Source organism: Thermosynechococcus sp. PKX82, assembly GCF_031583255.1.
GTDB lineage: Bacteria > Cyanobacteriota > Cyanobacteriia > Thermosynechococcales > Thermosynechococcaceae > Thermosynechococcus.
This window is the reverse complement of the sequence record NZ_CP134169.1, coordinates 2,111,198-2,124,525: the sequence shown is the minus strand read 5'-3', so window position 1 is coordinate 2,124,525 and position 13,328 is coordinate 2,111,198. Positions and strand designations below refer to the sequence as shown.

The window sequence follows — 13,328 nt, the reverse complement described above, 5'->3', positions numbered from 1 at the left end:
ACCCTATCCCCACTGTGGATACTGCCGCGCAATCACAACCACATAGTCCCCCCCTTGCAGCTCATAGTCCATTGGTGGGTTAATCTCCGTCTGGCGACGCCCCTCAATGCGACGTTCCACAGCGACTAAGAGGGCATCGTACTGCTCCTTGAGGTGTCGTTGCGCATACCAAAAGGTTTTGCCTGCCAGCGTTGACGGCAAAGGCAGCCGATAAAATTGATTGCCCACCTGTACCGTTAGGAGTTCGGCAAAGACATCCATCGCCCCTTGATTGCGCACCGCATTGCCAATGAGATGACCCGCCATTTCATCAGCCACCACCACATCTTCCACCCCTGCCGCCTGAAGTTGCACATTATTATTGCGATCCAAAAGCTGGGCACAGGTGTAAATCGTTGGATTGAGTTTTTCCATGGTCAGTGCAGCGAGAACCGTTCGGGCATCGCGGTCTTGATCACTGCGGGGCTGGCTGGTATCCGCCAAGAGAATGGCACGGGAGGCGTGGTAAATCTGCACCTTCTCTAAAACGTCAATGCGGGTATAGTCTCCCGAATAAAAGTAGAGGCGATTTTGATCTACTCTCCGCAACTCACTCAAGGGCAACTGTTCCAGTTCAGCAACAATGACAATCGGTGCATGGCGGGTTTGGGGATCGGTTTGCAACTCCTGCAACACTAGGGGGGCACTGCGATTCCAGCCACAGAGAATAATGTGGTTGCGCAACTCATCCAAGTCAAAGTTCTTAATGCTCATGACTGATTGCAACCGCTGCACCATGAAGGCAGACACCACCCCTGTAAACACTGCAAACAAGGTCAGCCCCGACAAAACCACCACTAGGGTAATGATCCGCCCGGCATGGGTTTTGGGATAGGCACCAATGGGTTCGGCGGACACTAAGGAAAAGAAGCTGTACCACAGGGCATCCCCAAGGGTCTCGATGTCTGGGTTTGAGGTTCCTTCGATAATATAAAAAGCCAGTCCCCCAAAGAGCATGATCAACACAATGATTAACAGTGCTGAAATTTGGGCACCGTAGAGACCAGAAATCTGGGGAGAAATGTAGTGTAGGTTGCGATTGATCAAAATCGAGGCACGGGGTAGGCGCAAAAGGGGCAGCAGACGAAACAGGGGCCACTGGGGCGGCATCGGTAAAATCGCGACTAGATCAAGCCAGTAGTGGCGGAAAAATCGTTGCTTTTTGCGGGCGATCGCAAAGCGTAGGAATAACTCAACAACAAAGCACAGCCGTAGGGGCAAATCCGCCAGCATCAGAAAAAAATTAGGGTGGCCGGGCTGTACCCAGAAAAGATCGACCACCACTAAAAGTACCCATATGAGGATCAAAACCAACAGGCTGATTTCTACCTGTGGTGCGTGCAGAAATAGATCAAGCTGTTGTCTTAGCCGGCTTTGTCCCATGAGTGCCGCTAGAAGAGAACATCAAATTGCCGCAATTTGCCGCGATCGCCGGCTAACCATCAGATTTAGGTGGGAATCAATTCTCCCGGACGCAGTTTTGCCCACCGTCCCTGTTCTTCGACGAAACTGGCACAACCAACCACATCCCACTCCAATAGAATCTCTTCCCCTTGGGTACGGATGTTGATATTGATCGTCGGCTCAATTGGGTCAAAGTCTGGCGTGAGGGTCAGATGGGGCTGTTGGTGCTGCTCCTCAACGGCATAGTATGTGGTACAGCGATCCACAAGGGCGCAGTTAACACAGATACACATGGAACTCTCCCAATGCCACATGCTCCTACTCTAGCGCATCCCTTAGGGGCGCCAAGGGAACTGCTGAAAGTTGGGGGGACGTTTTTCCAAAAAGGCGTTTTTGCCCTCGGCACTCTCTTCAGTGAGGTAGTACAGCAAGGTTGCATTGCCGGCTAATTCCTGTAGGCCGGCTTGACCATCACAATCGGCATTAAAGGCCGCCTTCAAGCAGCGAATGGCCAAGGGACTTTTGGTGAGAATCTCTTGCGCCCAGCGGATCCCCTCAGCCTCCAGTTCCTCAACGGGGACAACAGCATTGACTAGACCCATCGCTAAGGCTTCCTGAGCTGTATATTGTCGACAGAGAAACCAAATTTCACGCGCTTTTTTCTGGCCGACAATGCGGGCAAGATAACTCGCACCAAACCCCGCATCAAAACTACCCACCCGTGGCCCCGTTTGACCAAAAATGGCATTCTCAGCAGCAATGGTGAGGTCACAGACCAAGTGCAGCACATGGCCACCGCCAATGGCATAGCCGGCCACAAGGGCAATCACCACCTTTGGCAGGGAGCGAATTTGCCGTTGCAGATCCAGCACATTCAGCCGTGCTACCCCCTGATCATCCAGATAGCCTGCCTCACCCCGAATACGTTGGTCACCACCCGCACAAAAGGCATACTTACCATCGGTGTGGGGGCCTGCCCCGGTGAGCAAGACAACGCCAATCGTGGGATCGTTGCGGGCATCCTCAAAGGCCTGACTCATTTCCACAATAGTTTGGGGACGAAAGGCATTGCGCTTGTGGGGACGGTTAATCGTAATTTTGGCAATGCCCGTCGTTTTGTGGTAGAGGATGTCAGTGTAGTGGTGAACCTGCTGCCAGTGGACGCTGTCCATAGAGTGTGATGGGTAAGATGGATTCTCATTGTAACCTGAGGGGTTCTCGGGTTTAGAGGGGAGCAAAATCGCAAAAAAAATTAACATCCACCACCTAGGGGAGGCTAGGAGAGCTATGTTAGGCTGTTGCTGACAATAGTTTGTGCTTCTTTGCTATGAGCGACCTCCTCAACACCTGCCCCAATTTGCAAGCGGATTGTGATCGCCTCCTTGACCTATTGAATGCGGAACCCAAGCTGCGCTCCTTTGATATTACGCCAGTTCAAACTTCCCTGCGCAAGGCGGTTTCGCCGACATTTGAGATTGTTTTTGCAGGGCCTTTTAGTGCTGGCAAATCAATGCTGATCAATGCACTATTGGAGCGCGAACTCCTCTACAGTTGGATCTTAGCCAAGAACTGAAAATCGCCGGGGATGAGTTTTATCGGCATATTGATCAGTTTCTCAATCGTATCAAGGGCGGCCAGTCTCCAGAGGCAGAGCAGGACTATAAACGGCTGAAAAACAACCTTGTCACTTCCCTCGAGCAACTCCTGCGCCAGTTCTCCGTGGCTACTATTTATCAACAGGCCCTTGATAGTCATCCCACCAACTCCGTTGTTCCCGTCATGGGGATTTTGGCGGAGGCCTTCTATTACTTGGCCAATGGTCTCAAGAAAACCCTCGTCGAGTCTTCCCAAGAGGTGATCAAAAATCTCTTTAAGCAGTTGAGGCGGGAGATTTACCAGCAGCCCTACTATCGCGAACTCTTTCGCCTACTGGGGAATGACAGCGGCATTGATCAAATGTTGGCCAAGCTGGAGGAGGAGGTACTGACTAGTATTACGACGGTGGCACGCATTGAGTGCGATCGCTATGTGCGGGAGCGCGAGGATTTCTATCATGATACCCAAGGGGTGATGAAACTGCGGGAGGTGCTGCGCAAAGCCTGCAATACCTTTGATGCTTCGAGTATGTTTGAGGCGGAAACCGAACTGCGGGAACTCCTGAAAATGGACTTTGTTCACAAGATCAAGAAAACCATTGAAGTGACCTATCGAGCCGCGATCGCCACCGCGATTACAGAGCCTCTCCTCACTGCCGCCAAGCAACATAGCCAAGAGATTCTCCAGCAACAGCAACAGGCACGGGAGCACCTCGGCAAAACCCTAGAGAAAGAAGCGGCTGAAAGCATTGAGCACAATGCCGCCAAACTGAAGGAACTAGAGGGCAAGATTGCCATGTACAACGAGGCGGTGACGGGCATTAACCGCTGCCTCGAACAACAGGGGCGCGATCGCCAGAAACTTCCCCTGATTCTTTGAGTATTGATGCAGGATTCGTCTTAACCTGCGTTGCCTACCCCCGCAGTGATTGTGTTATCTTGACTCATCAAGAAGAAGAGCTGGCGGGCCGTGCCCAGAGTAATTTTTCCCTACTGGAGTAGTAGAATGGCAATTTCGAGTTTGAGATCAGCTTCAGTGATGTGCGCTGTTTGTAAAAACTCATCGGGAATTACTCAACTCATAATCCAAAATCCCCTTTAATATCAATTTGTGTCAACCCATCGCCGTCTGATGCCGTGATGCCCGCAGTACTGGCGGATGGGGGTGCCAACCCGTTGGCTGGTCATAGCAGGTATCATAAAACTTTAGGCGAATGGGCGTAGCAGCAAATGAGTAGGGATTTTCTCGCAGGACTGAATCCATCACAACGGCAGGCGGTGGAGCACTATTGTGGCCCGATGTTGGTGGTGGCAGGCGCTGGTTCCGGGAAAACTCGCACGCTCACCTATCGCATTGCCCATTTGATTCGCCAGCATCAGGTGGCACCAGAAAATATCTTGGCGGTGACGTTTACAAATAAGGCCGCCCGCGAAATGAAGGAGCGGATTGAAGCTCTCTTTGGTCAAGAGGTGGCTCAGCAACTCTACGGGCGGGACTGGCTGGATCTCTCTCCCCTCGAACAACAGCGGGTGCGATCGCGAGTCTATCAAACGTACACGAAGCCCCTTTGGATTGGCACGTTCCACAGCCTGTGTGCCCGACTCCTGCGCTTAGAAATAGAGGCCTATCAACATCCCCAAGGGTATCGCTGGACGCGGCATTTCACCATTTTTGATGAGTCAGATGTGCAAAGTTTGATTAAGGAAATTGCCACTGCGGAACTCAATCTCGATGAGCGCCAGCATGATCCGCGCGGTATCCGCTACAAAATTAGCCATGCCAAAAACCGAGGGCTAAGTCCCGATCAATTGGAGCAGGAACAGCGATCGCCCGCTGGCCGGGTGGCCGCCGAGGTTTATCGTCGCTATGAGGCAACCCTTGCCCAGAATAACGCCCTTGACTTTGATGATTTGATTTTGCGAACGGTGCAGCTGCTACAACAGCACCCCGAGCGCCTTGAGTATTGGCATCAGCAATTCCAACATATTCTGGTGGATGAGTACCAAGACACCAACCGCACCCAATACGATCTCATTCGGCTATTGGCCACCAATGGTACGCCACCGCAACAGTTTCAGAATTGGGGCGATCGCTCGATTTTTGTCGTCGGCGATGTCGATCAGTCCATTTATTCCTTTCGCTGCGCTGATTTCACTATCCTGATGAATTTCCAGCAGGATTTTGGCGATCGCCTGCCCGATGACGATAGCCGCACAATGATCAAGCTAGAGGAAAACTATCGCTCTGTTGCCAACATTTTGCAGGCCGCCAATCATCTCATTGAGCACAACAACGAACGCATTGCTAAAGTGCTGCGTCCCACCAAAGGAGAAGGCGCTCCCATTTACTGCGAGTGTTGCCACACTGAAACCGATGAAGCCTCTTTTGTTGTCCAAACCATCAAAGCCTTGGGCAGTCAATCCCTCGAACCCCAATGGGGACGGTTTGCCATTCTCTACCGCACCAACGCCCAATCGCGCCCCTTTGAGGAGGCCTTAGTTCGCGCCAACATTCCCTACACCGTGGTTGGTGGTCTCAAATTCTATGAGCGCAAGGAAGTCAAGGATGTTCTCGCTTATTTGCGGCTGCTGCAAAACCCCCAAGACACCGTGAGTCTGCGGCGAATTATTAACGTGCCACGACGCGGCATTGGCAAAACCAGTTTGGATCGCCTCAGTGACGCCGCGCAAACCCTTGGCATTTCCCTGTGGGATTTAATTGCCGATACCGAATCCATGACGCCCTTGGCCGGGCGAGCCAGTCGTGCCGTGCAGCAGTTTGTGACCCTCATGACCCGCCTGCGATCGCTAGTGGACGACATTGAATTGCCTGAACTGGTGAAAACCGTGATTGAAGAGACAGGCTACCGCCGCGAACTCGAAAACGAAGGCACTGACGAAAGCCTAGAGCGACTGCAAAACCTAATGGAATTGGTTAACGCTGCCCAGCAATTTAGCGAAGAAAACGAGGGGGCAAGCCTCAGCGATTTTCTCAACAGTTCTGCCCTTGCCTCGGATTTGGATACCTTGCAGGAGGGAGAGGGCGTCGTTTCCCTGATGACCTTGCATGCCGCTAAGGGGCTAGAATTTCCCGTTGTCTTTTTGGTGGGCATGGAGCAGGGACTCTTTCCCAACTTCCGCAGTCTCAACGACCCCATGGCTCTCGAAGAAGAACGCCGCCTTTGCTATGTCGGCATCACCCGTGCCCAAGAACAACTCTTTCTCACCTTTGCCCAAAGCCGTCGCCGCTACGGTGGCAGTGAAGATACGATTCCTTCGCAATTTTTGACAGAGCTACCCCCAGAACTGCTGACAGGGAATGTTCAACGACGACCCAAAATGGCTGCTGTCACGAAGCTATCCCCCGCACGGTTGAGCAAGGCTGCTGCCTCTGGTTGGCGGGTGGGCGATCGCATTCTCCATCCTGTCTATGGCGAAGGGGAAATTACCCATGTCTTTGATACTGGCCCGGAGCTCTCCTTGGTGATTCGTTTCCCACGTCGCGGGCAAAGGGTGGTGGATCCCCGCCTGACACCCCTTGAGCGGCTATAAATCGAGCGAACCGATCCGAGCTGAACAATATGAAGTCTTATTGCAGGATGCGGCTGTTTGGGTGCCACTCACGCTTTTTGAGCGTCATGATAAGCATGAACCTATAGGAACTTCCCGTGAGCAAGAGCATTATTGCAGCAACGCTGCTTGCCCTCAGCGCTGGGGCGCACACCTACGCGATCGCCCCCCAAATGCCCACAATGGTCGCTCAGCCAGCCCAACCCGCAGGCACCACCTTCTATGCTGATATGGGCGAGGGTCTATTTCGCATCAGTGGTCGCCCGAATCAAAAAGTAACGTTTATGAGCATTGCCATTGATCCACAAAAGGTGGCGGATATCAATATGCAACTGGCGGATGGCAACTATATTGGCTTTTCTGGCAACGTCATTCAGCAGGATGCCTACAATCTGCGGATTCGCTTGACTAGTTCTGGTATGGCCGATGCCAATGGCACCCTCAATCTCCGTTATGGCGGTCAGCAGTCCATTCTCAACTTGGCGGGCAATGGTCAATTGGATGGTCAGCCCTTTGTGCTCACCTTCCGAGGCAAGATGAAATAATGAGTTGACAGAACTCCACCAAACCCAAGATAATAAAAGATCGCTGACCAAATCTATCACGAGCGGAACTGGCGGAATTGGTAGACGCGCTAGATTCAGGTTCTAGTGTCCGCAAGGACTTCGGGGTTCAAGTCCCCGGTTCCGCATCCTAGGAAGCCTGCAAAGTACGGTACGATAGAAGCATTGGCTTCTGTGCGCTGTCATTATGGCTTTTTCGTCCATTGCCGTTCGCGAACTCCCCATTTTTCCCTTGCCGGATGTTGTGCTCTTTCCGGGGCGACCACTGCCACTCCACATTTTTGAATTTCGCTACCGCATCATGATGAATACGATTCTTGAGAGCGATCGCCGCTTTGGCATCGTGATGTGGGATCCACAAACGGGACGGCCAGCCACGGTGGGCTGTTGTGCGGAAGTGCGTCGCTACGAACGGCTTCCCGATGACCGCATGCTCATTGATTCCTTGGGTCAGCAGCGGTTTCGCATCTTGGACTACGTGCGCGAAAAACCCTACCGCGTTGGACTGGTGGAGTGGATTGAGGATGAACCCACCAGCATTGATCTGCGCCCCTTGGCCAAGGAAGTGCGGCAACTTCTTGAGGATGTGGTGCGCCTCTCAGCAAAACTGACGGAACAACCCATGGAGCTGCCCCCCGATGTGCCCACGGCTGCCCTTGAACTGTCCTATTGGATTGCCAGTAATTTTCGCGGTGTGGCTCAGGAGCAGCAACGTCTTCTAGAGCTACAATCCACCTACGATCGCCTACTGCGGGAAGCAGAAATTTTAACCACCACCCGCAATCACTTAGCCGCACGGACTGTTCTTAAGGAGACCTTCAAATAGGCAGTGCCCTGCACCATTGAATATGCTAGGCTAGAAATCCTGATTATTTTGCACCATCTGCCTTGCTGGGGAGGAAACCAATGAGCCGTGTTTGTCAACTAACTGGAAAAAAAGCCAATAACGCCTATGCCATTTCCCACTCCCACCGGCGGACGAAAAAACTGCAAGAAGTGAATTTGCAATGGAAACGGGTATGGTGGCCAGAAGGCAACCGTTGGGTGCGGCTGCGCCTCTCTACCAAAGCCATTAAAACCCTTGAGCGCAAAGGCCTGAGTGCATTTGCCAAAGAAGCGGGGTTGAATCTCAACAAGCTCTAAGGCATTGCCCAGACTCAAAGATCCACGCGGCCATAGCGAGCGAGGATGTCCCGCTGGCCAGTCTGTTGCTGCGTTTGCCAAGCCCACAACTGATCCCCAAGGGAAAAGTGCCACCACTCGTTAGGATGGCGCTGAAAACCGGCATAGCGCATTGCTTGGTAGAGAATTTTGCGGCGTTGGCTAAAGCAGGCGGCATTAGCCTGCTCAGGATGGCGATCGTAAAAATCGGGAAAGGAACGTTCAGAAACTTCATCAATGACACCCCCCATCTCCAAAGGATGGCCTGCGGGGTCAGCGAGGGTGAGATCAACAGCAGCACCGGTACTGTGGGGGGGTGGTTGCTGAGGGTCTGAACTGGGCACCGCCCAAAATTGATCAACCTGTTGCCAAATCTCGCGGGCGATCGCTGGCTCAAGCTGCTGTGCATCATACCCCCGTTCTTGACAAAGGGTAGCAAAGGTATGCGCCACCATGAACTGCTGTACCGCAATTGGCCGATAGGCATCAAAAATTGCGAGTTGCCAGCCGTAAGGTTCTAGGAACGCTTGGGCGCGCTCAAGGGCAGCAATGACCCCCACCCGCAACCAAAACGGAGAGGCTTTGCCATAGGGGGCACCTCGGCTTTGATAGGGATGGGGTTGCAGCCGCAGAAAGGTAGGTGGAATAGGCGCTAGGGGTTCCCCACACTCTGCAATAGGAATCTTGGTATAGGGCTTATCCCCCATTGGGACTAGGACTTGGCTTCGCGATCAAGGGCGAGTTCAACTTGCTTAAACTCTTGTTCGAGGCGGGCTTTCAGCTTCTCCGGGAGGGGACGATTGGGATAGGAACTGTAGTGACCCGCGAGGGAGTTAAGGGCAGTTTGCATCGTCATAAAGGAAGAGAGCGATCGCAGGGAGTCATCGCGACGATAGAGGGCAAAGAAGTCATTGAGTTTTTTGCGAGCCTCTGCTTGGGCGGCCTTTTTGTTGGGGTCATTATCTGGTAGGGCGATCGCTTCGCGCAGGCTACTGATCAGCGCAAGGGTATCTTCACGGAAATTTCCCGTTAGCCCAGTAGGCACATTGGCACAACTGGTCAGGAGCAGTGACACACTCAGGAAAAGTGCGCAAACCATCGCCCAAAAACGTTTCATAGCAAACCCCAAAATGAAATCGGTCTCAACGTACCCATGAGGCTCATCTTAGCAAGGATCCGCCCCTAGAGTCTCAAGTTTGGCGATCGCCCTTTTCGAAGATAGGGGGTTCGTCATCTTTCAGATTGAACTGTTTTGAACAGGTTGTATCCCTAGTGAAAAGAGTTGCATTTGGGGGATGATGATCTCAGCCATGATGAATGCTAGCTGATCACAGGGGTGTAGGAACGCGGTTGGCAATGACCATCTACTTTTATCGCGTCAAGGATGCCTACGGCAGTTTTTCCAATTTCTCTCCCCACGGGTTTACCCTCGAGGGCTATTACTGGCCAACAGCGGAGCACTACTACCAAGCCCATAAATTCTTTGGCACTGCCCATGAAGCCTTTGGTCATACTATTCGCACTGCCCCAACTCCTGAAGCCGCTGCCCAACTCGGTCGCAGTGGTCGTTACCCCGTTCATCCTCAGTGGGATCAACTGAAACAGGCAGTGATGTGGCGTGCCCTTGTTGCCAAATTTACCACCCATCCCGACCTACAGGAACTGCTCTTAGCAACTGGGGATGAAGAATTGGTGGAGGATTCCCCCGTAGATCGCTATTGGGGCTGTGGTAGCGATCGCCAAGGCTGTAACTATTTGGGACGGCTGCTGATGCACCTGCGGCAGTGTCTGCGCCAAGGGGCAGATCTTCACACCTTCACTCCTCTGCAGGATTGCTCATTTGGCTAGATGCCATGACTTTTGCCCACCACCCAATGGCGACGGAAAAAACGGGCAAGGCTAGATTCTTGCAGTTGCAGACAGATGGGGCGACCATGGGGGCAGGTGTGGGGTTGACGGCAGCGGTACCACTGATCCACAAGGGTTTGCATTTCCGCAAGGGTGAGGGGCGTGCCGTTACGAATGGCGCTGCGACAGGCAACGGCCACCTTAGCAGCGGTTAAATCTGCCACTTGGCTGAGTTCAATCAAGGCAGCTACTACATCGGGGCGATCGCGCAATAGAGCAGGCACACGGCGCACTGCCCAAACCTGTACCCCAAAGGGGGCGATCGCTAACCCCCAGTCTTGAAGGCGTTGCACTTGCGTTTCCGTGAGGGAGTCCACCAACACCGGCTGCTCTAGCTCCACCACCTGCCAATCTGTTTCAATTTGCTCGTACAGCACGCGTTCATGGGCAATGTGCTGCTCAATCAACCAGATGCCTTCGGCGTGCTCAACAATAATGTACATGTTGTGCAATTGGCCAACCACTTTCAGGCTTGGCAAGGAAACTTGAGCTGAATTGGGCGATAACAGCGTCCGATAGCGGTTTGGTGGTTCAGCCGCCTTGAGCACCTGATAGCTGCTGGCATCACTCAGGGGGATTGAGGGGCAGGCAAGGAGTTGGCCAATGCGTTCTACCAAGAGGGCTTGCCATTGCTCTGGTTCCCGTAGATAGATCGTGCGCTTTTGGGGTTCTGCTGACCAATCAATCGCCGCTGGGGGTAAATGGAGATGGGCAATACACAGGGGAAAGCGCTGCCGAGGTAGGCTGCAACCAAAGGCCTCAAGAATCACCTGCTGCCACGAGGGATCACTGTGCAGTTCCACCCAACGGCCATTGACAGCCACCCCTAAGCCATCGGGGCGAGGACGATGGTGGCGATCCGGCGGCGCCAAGACCAGTTCAATTTGGGCATCGCTCATTTGGCGCAGATCTTGGGGATGGAGTTGTGGGATGAGTTGCAGCAGGCGATCGCCCAAAGACGTCACTGCCGGCCAGTGGTGCCAGCGCTTGCTATCCTTAAGGAGATGCCAAGCCACTTGGGGAAAACACAGGGCGATTTCCTGAAGCCGCCGCTGTACCTGTTTCGGATTTGCTCCCTGCTGACGTTGCGGCCAGTCCTGAAAAATTTGCTCAGCAATCACGCGAGTCCCCACGGCCATTCCCAGAGGACGCTGGCTGCGCACTTGACCCTGGGCATCATAACTCACTTGCCAACCGGTCTCCGCCTCACGGTGGCGACTGCAAATCGTTAACTGTGCCATTTGCGCCAAACTGCGGAGGGCTTGACCGCGAAATCCCAAGGTTGTGATGTCCGCCAATTCCCCGCTGGGGGGCAACTTGCTGCTGGTGTAGGGGAGAGCCACTTGGGTGAGATCTGCCCAGCGAATCCCTTCGCCATTGTCTGTGACCTCAAGATGCCATGCTGAAGGGCGCCAGTGGAGGTGAATGCGACTCGCCCCGGCATCAAGCGCATTTTCCACAAGCTCCTGTACCACTGTGGCGAGGGAGTCGAGGGTTTCAGCGGCAGCGATCGCCCGCTGCATTTGGAGCGGCAAGGGGACAACCGTGAGGCCATCACTCATGGCAGCCATTCTTGAGCAACGTCAAAAATTTGGTGGGCCAGAATTAACTTTGGTACCTTGGCAAGATCGCGCGATCGCCCCTGCCGATCCAGAACCACCGCTGCGTTTTCGCTACTGCCAAAGCCACCATCGGCTTGATCCACCGCATTGGCAACTATCAAATCCAAGCCCTTGCGTTCTAGCTTTTCGCGGGCGGGCGTTACAATATCCCCCGTTTGGGCAGCAAAACCAATCAGACGTTGGTGGGGTTGGCGCATCTGAGCCACCGCTTGCAAAATATCGGGCACCGGACTCAGGGGTAAGGCGGTAGGCAACTCCGATTTCGGGAGCTTTCCCGACCACTGTTGGGCCGGGCGGACATCGCCAACGGCGGCAGCCATCACCAGCCAATCGGCCTCTGGCCACACCTCAAGGACAGCTTTGCACATTGCTTCGCTACTGATTGCTTCAATAGCGCGTACCTGGGCTGGGATCGGCTCGGCGATCGCCCCATAGATCAAAGTCACCTTGGCGCCGCGATGCAGGGCTGCCCTTGCCAGAGCGATCCCCATTTTCCCCGTTGCCGGATTACCAATGAAGCGCACTGTATCCCAATACTCGCGGGTGCCACCGGCAGTAATCAGCAGATGTTTCCCCGCCAAGTCTCGTTTGCCGTGGGTATAGGCCAAGGAGTCCAAATAGGCAATGATTTCCTGCGTCTCCGCCATCCGCCCCACACCGACGCTGTCACAGGCCAAGCGGCCATAGGCCGGGGGTAAGCAATGATAACGGGGCTGTTGTTGCAGTTGTTGCCAATGGCTCTGTACTGTCGGTTGCTCCCACATGGTCGTGTTCATGGCCGGTGCCACCAAGATGGGTATTTGGGAGGCCAGCACCGTACTGGTCAGTAGGTTATCCGCCAAACCCAGCACCAGCTTTGCCAACGTATTGGCCGTGAGGGGAGCAATCAACATCAGCGTTGCCTTTTCTGCCAGTTCAATGTGTAGCGGTCGCGGCGCTTGGGGATGCCAAAAATCCGCATCTGTGAGTACCGATCGCCGGCACAGGGTCGAAAGGGTCAACGGCGTAATGAACTGCGAGGCGGTCTCTGAAAGGATGGCAGACACTTGCCACCCCGCCTTTACTTGCGTGGAGATCACATCACAGATTTTATAGGCAGCAATGCCACCCCCCACCCCCACTAATAAATGGGGAACTGCCCTAGGACTCGTCAAAGGCTTCTAAATCCAGAAGATACAAATAAGGCTCTACCAGCTCTGGCCGCTGAAAGGCAATGGAGCGCAGCAGATGCCAGTCTTCAAGGGCAGCAAAGGGTGTATCGTAATCATCCTCCTCAAGCCGTCGTGCCAAGGCAGCCACCTCCTGGGGGGTGAGGTGATTGATATACTCCTGAGTGTAGTGGTGAGTTGTTTGCATACCCCCTCCTGCAGGACGCCTAAAGAGTTGTCCTACAACACTAGTTTACATACCCCTTGGCCTCAACCCCAAGATTGAGGAGCTAGACTAAAAAAGCTACTGCCCTGCGG

Annotated in this window: 15 protein-coding genes and 1 tRNA gene; 8 read left to right on the top strand and 8 right to left on the bottom strand. The window is 53.7% G+C overall.

Annotation, left to right across the window (positions count from 1 at the left end):
- Positions 1–3: 3 nt before the first annotated feature.
- From RHH53_RS10560 to menB, 3 genes are all read right to left on the bottom strand, one after another.
- Positions 4–1,422, bottom strand: coding sequence for a TrkA-related ion transporter (locus tag RHH53_RS10560; protein ID WP_399375774.1), 1,419 nt, complete (start codon positions 1,420–1,422; stop codon positions 4–6).
- Positions 1,423–1,487: 65 nt separating this feature from the next.
- On the bottom strand, positions 1,488–1,736 hold the full coding sequence (locus RHH53_RS10555; RefSeq protein ID WP_149819240.1) for a Ycf34 family protein: 249 nt from the start codon (positions 1,734–1,736) through the stop codon (positions 1,488–1,490).
- A gap of 42 nt (positions 1,737–1,778) precedes the next feature.
- Positions 1,779–2,615 (bottom strand): 1,4-dihydroxy-2-naphthoyl-CoA synthase, encoded by an 837-nt coding sequence (menB, locus tag RHH53_RS10550; RefSeq protein WP_206200116.1) that lies wholly within the window; start codon positions 2,613–2,615, stop codon positions 1,779–1,781.
- Positions 2,616–2,770: 155 nt separating this feature from the next.
- On the opposite strand from menB, the gene RHH53_RS10545 reads away from it, so the two are divergent.
- From RHH53_RS10545 to rpmB, 7 genes are all read left to right on the top strand, one after another.
- Positions 2,771–3,016 (top strand): hypothetical protein, encoded by a 246-nt coding sequence (locus RHH53_RS10545; protein WP_206200115.1) that lies wholly within the window; start codon positions 2,771–2,773, stop codon positions 3,014–3,016.
- On the top strand, positions 2,995–3,918 hold the full coding sequence (locus RHH53_RS10540; protein ID WP_310743764.1) for a hypothetical protein: 924 nt from the start codon (positions 2,995–2,997) through the stop codon (positions 3,916–3,918). The genes RHH53_RS10545 and RHH53_RS10540 overlap by 22 nt, the downstream gene beginning before the upstream one ends.
- Before the next feature lie 350 nt (positions 3,919–4,268).
- Positions 4,269–6,590 (top strand): DNA helicase PcrA, encoded by a 2,322-nt coding sequence (gene pcrA, locus RHH53_RS10535; RefSeq protein ID WP_310743763.1) that lies wholly within the window; start codon positions 4,269–4,271, stop codon positions 6,588–6,590.
- A 116-nt stretch (positions 6,591–6,706) separates the two neighbouring features.
- Entirely contained in the window at positions 6,707–7,153 is a 447-nt protein-coding gene (locus RHH53_RS10530) for a hypothetical protein (RefSeq protein WP_206200112.1), read from the top strand.
- Between the two features lie 62 nt (positions 7,154–7,215).
- Positions 7,216–7,299: transfer RNA gene (locus RHH53_RS10525), tRNA-Leu, on the top strand.
- Positions 7,300–7,358: 59 nt separating this feature from the next.
- Positions 7,359–7,997 carry an LON peptidase substrate-binding domain-containing protein gene (locus RHH53_RS10520; protein WP_149819234.1) on the top strand — a complete coding sequence of 213 codons (639 nt, stop codon included), beginning with the start codon at positions 7,359–7,361 and terminating at the stop codon, positions 7,995–7,997.
- An 80-nt stretch (positions 7,998–8,077) separates the two neighbouring features.
- Entirely contained in the window at positions 8,078–8,314 is a 237-nt protein-coding gene (gene rpmB / locus RHH53_RS10515; RefSeq protein WP_149819231.1) for a 50S ribosomal protein L28, read from the top strand.
- Positions 8,315–8,328: 14 nt separating this feature from the next.
- On the opposite strand, the gene RHH53_RS10510 is transcribed toward rpmB, so the two are convergent.
- Positions 8,329–9,039: a M15 family metallopeptidase gene (locus tag RHH53_RS10510; protein ID WP_302677631.1), complete on the bottom strand. Its 711-nt coding sequence runs from the start codon at positions 9,037–9,039 to the stop codon at positions 8,329–8,331.
- A gap of 5 nt (positions 9,040–9,044) precedes the next feature.
- Positions 9,045–9,449 carry a photosystem II protein Psb27 gene (psb27, locus tag RHH53_RS10505; RefSeq protein WP_206200110.1) on the bottom strand — a complete coding sequence of 135 codons (405 nt, stop codon included), beginning with the start codon at positions 9,447–9,449 and terminating at the stop codon, positions 9,045–9,047.
- Positions 9,450–9,688: 239 nt separating this feature from the next.
- On the opposite strand from psb27, the gene RHH53_RS10500 reads away from it, so the two are divergent.
- Positions 9,689–10,180 carry an NADAR family protein gene (locus RHH53_RS10500; protein ID WP_310453466.1) on the top strand — a complete coding sequence of 164 codons (492 nt, stop codon included), beginning with the start codon at positions 9,689–9,691 and terminating at the stop codon, positions 10,178–10,180.
- Here RHH53_RS10500 and mutL read toward each other — a convergent pair.
- From mutL to RHH53_RS10485, 3 genes are read right to left on the bottom strand one after another with little or no spacing between them, the layout of a single operon-like run.
- Positions 10,177–11,802 (bottom strand): DNA mismatch repair endonuclease MutL, encoded by a 1,626-nt coding sequence (gene mutL, locus RHH53_RS10495; RefSeq protein ID WP_310743762.1) that lies wholly within the window; start codon positions 11,800–11,802, stop codon positions 10,177–10,179. The two genes, RHH53_RS10500 and mutL, sit on opposite strands and share 4 nt — an antisense overlap.
- Positions 11,799–13,016, bottom strand: a complete 1,218-nt coding sequence (gene coaBC, locus RHH53_RS10490) for a bifunctional phosphopantothenoylcysteine decarboxylase/phosphopantothenate--cysteine ligase CoaBC (protein WP_302678248.1) — start codon at positions 13,014–13,016, stop codon at positions 11,799–11,801. The genes mutL and coaBC overlap by 4 nt, the downstream gene beginning before the upstream one ends.
- Positions 13,003–13,218 (bottom strand): DUF2555 domain-containing protein, encoded by a 216-nt coding sequence (locus RHH53_RS10485; protein WP_206200107.1) that lies wholly within the window; start codon positions 13,216–13,218, stop codon positions 13,003–13,005. Before RHH53_RS10485 ends, coaBC begins: the two co-directional genes overlap by 14 nt.
- Between the last annotated feature and the right edge of the window lie 110 nt (positions 13,219–13,328).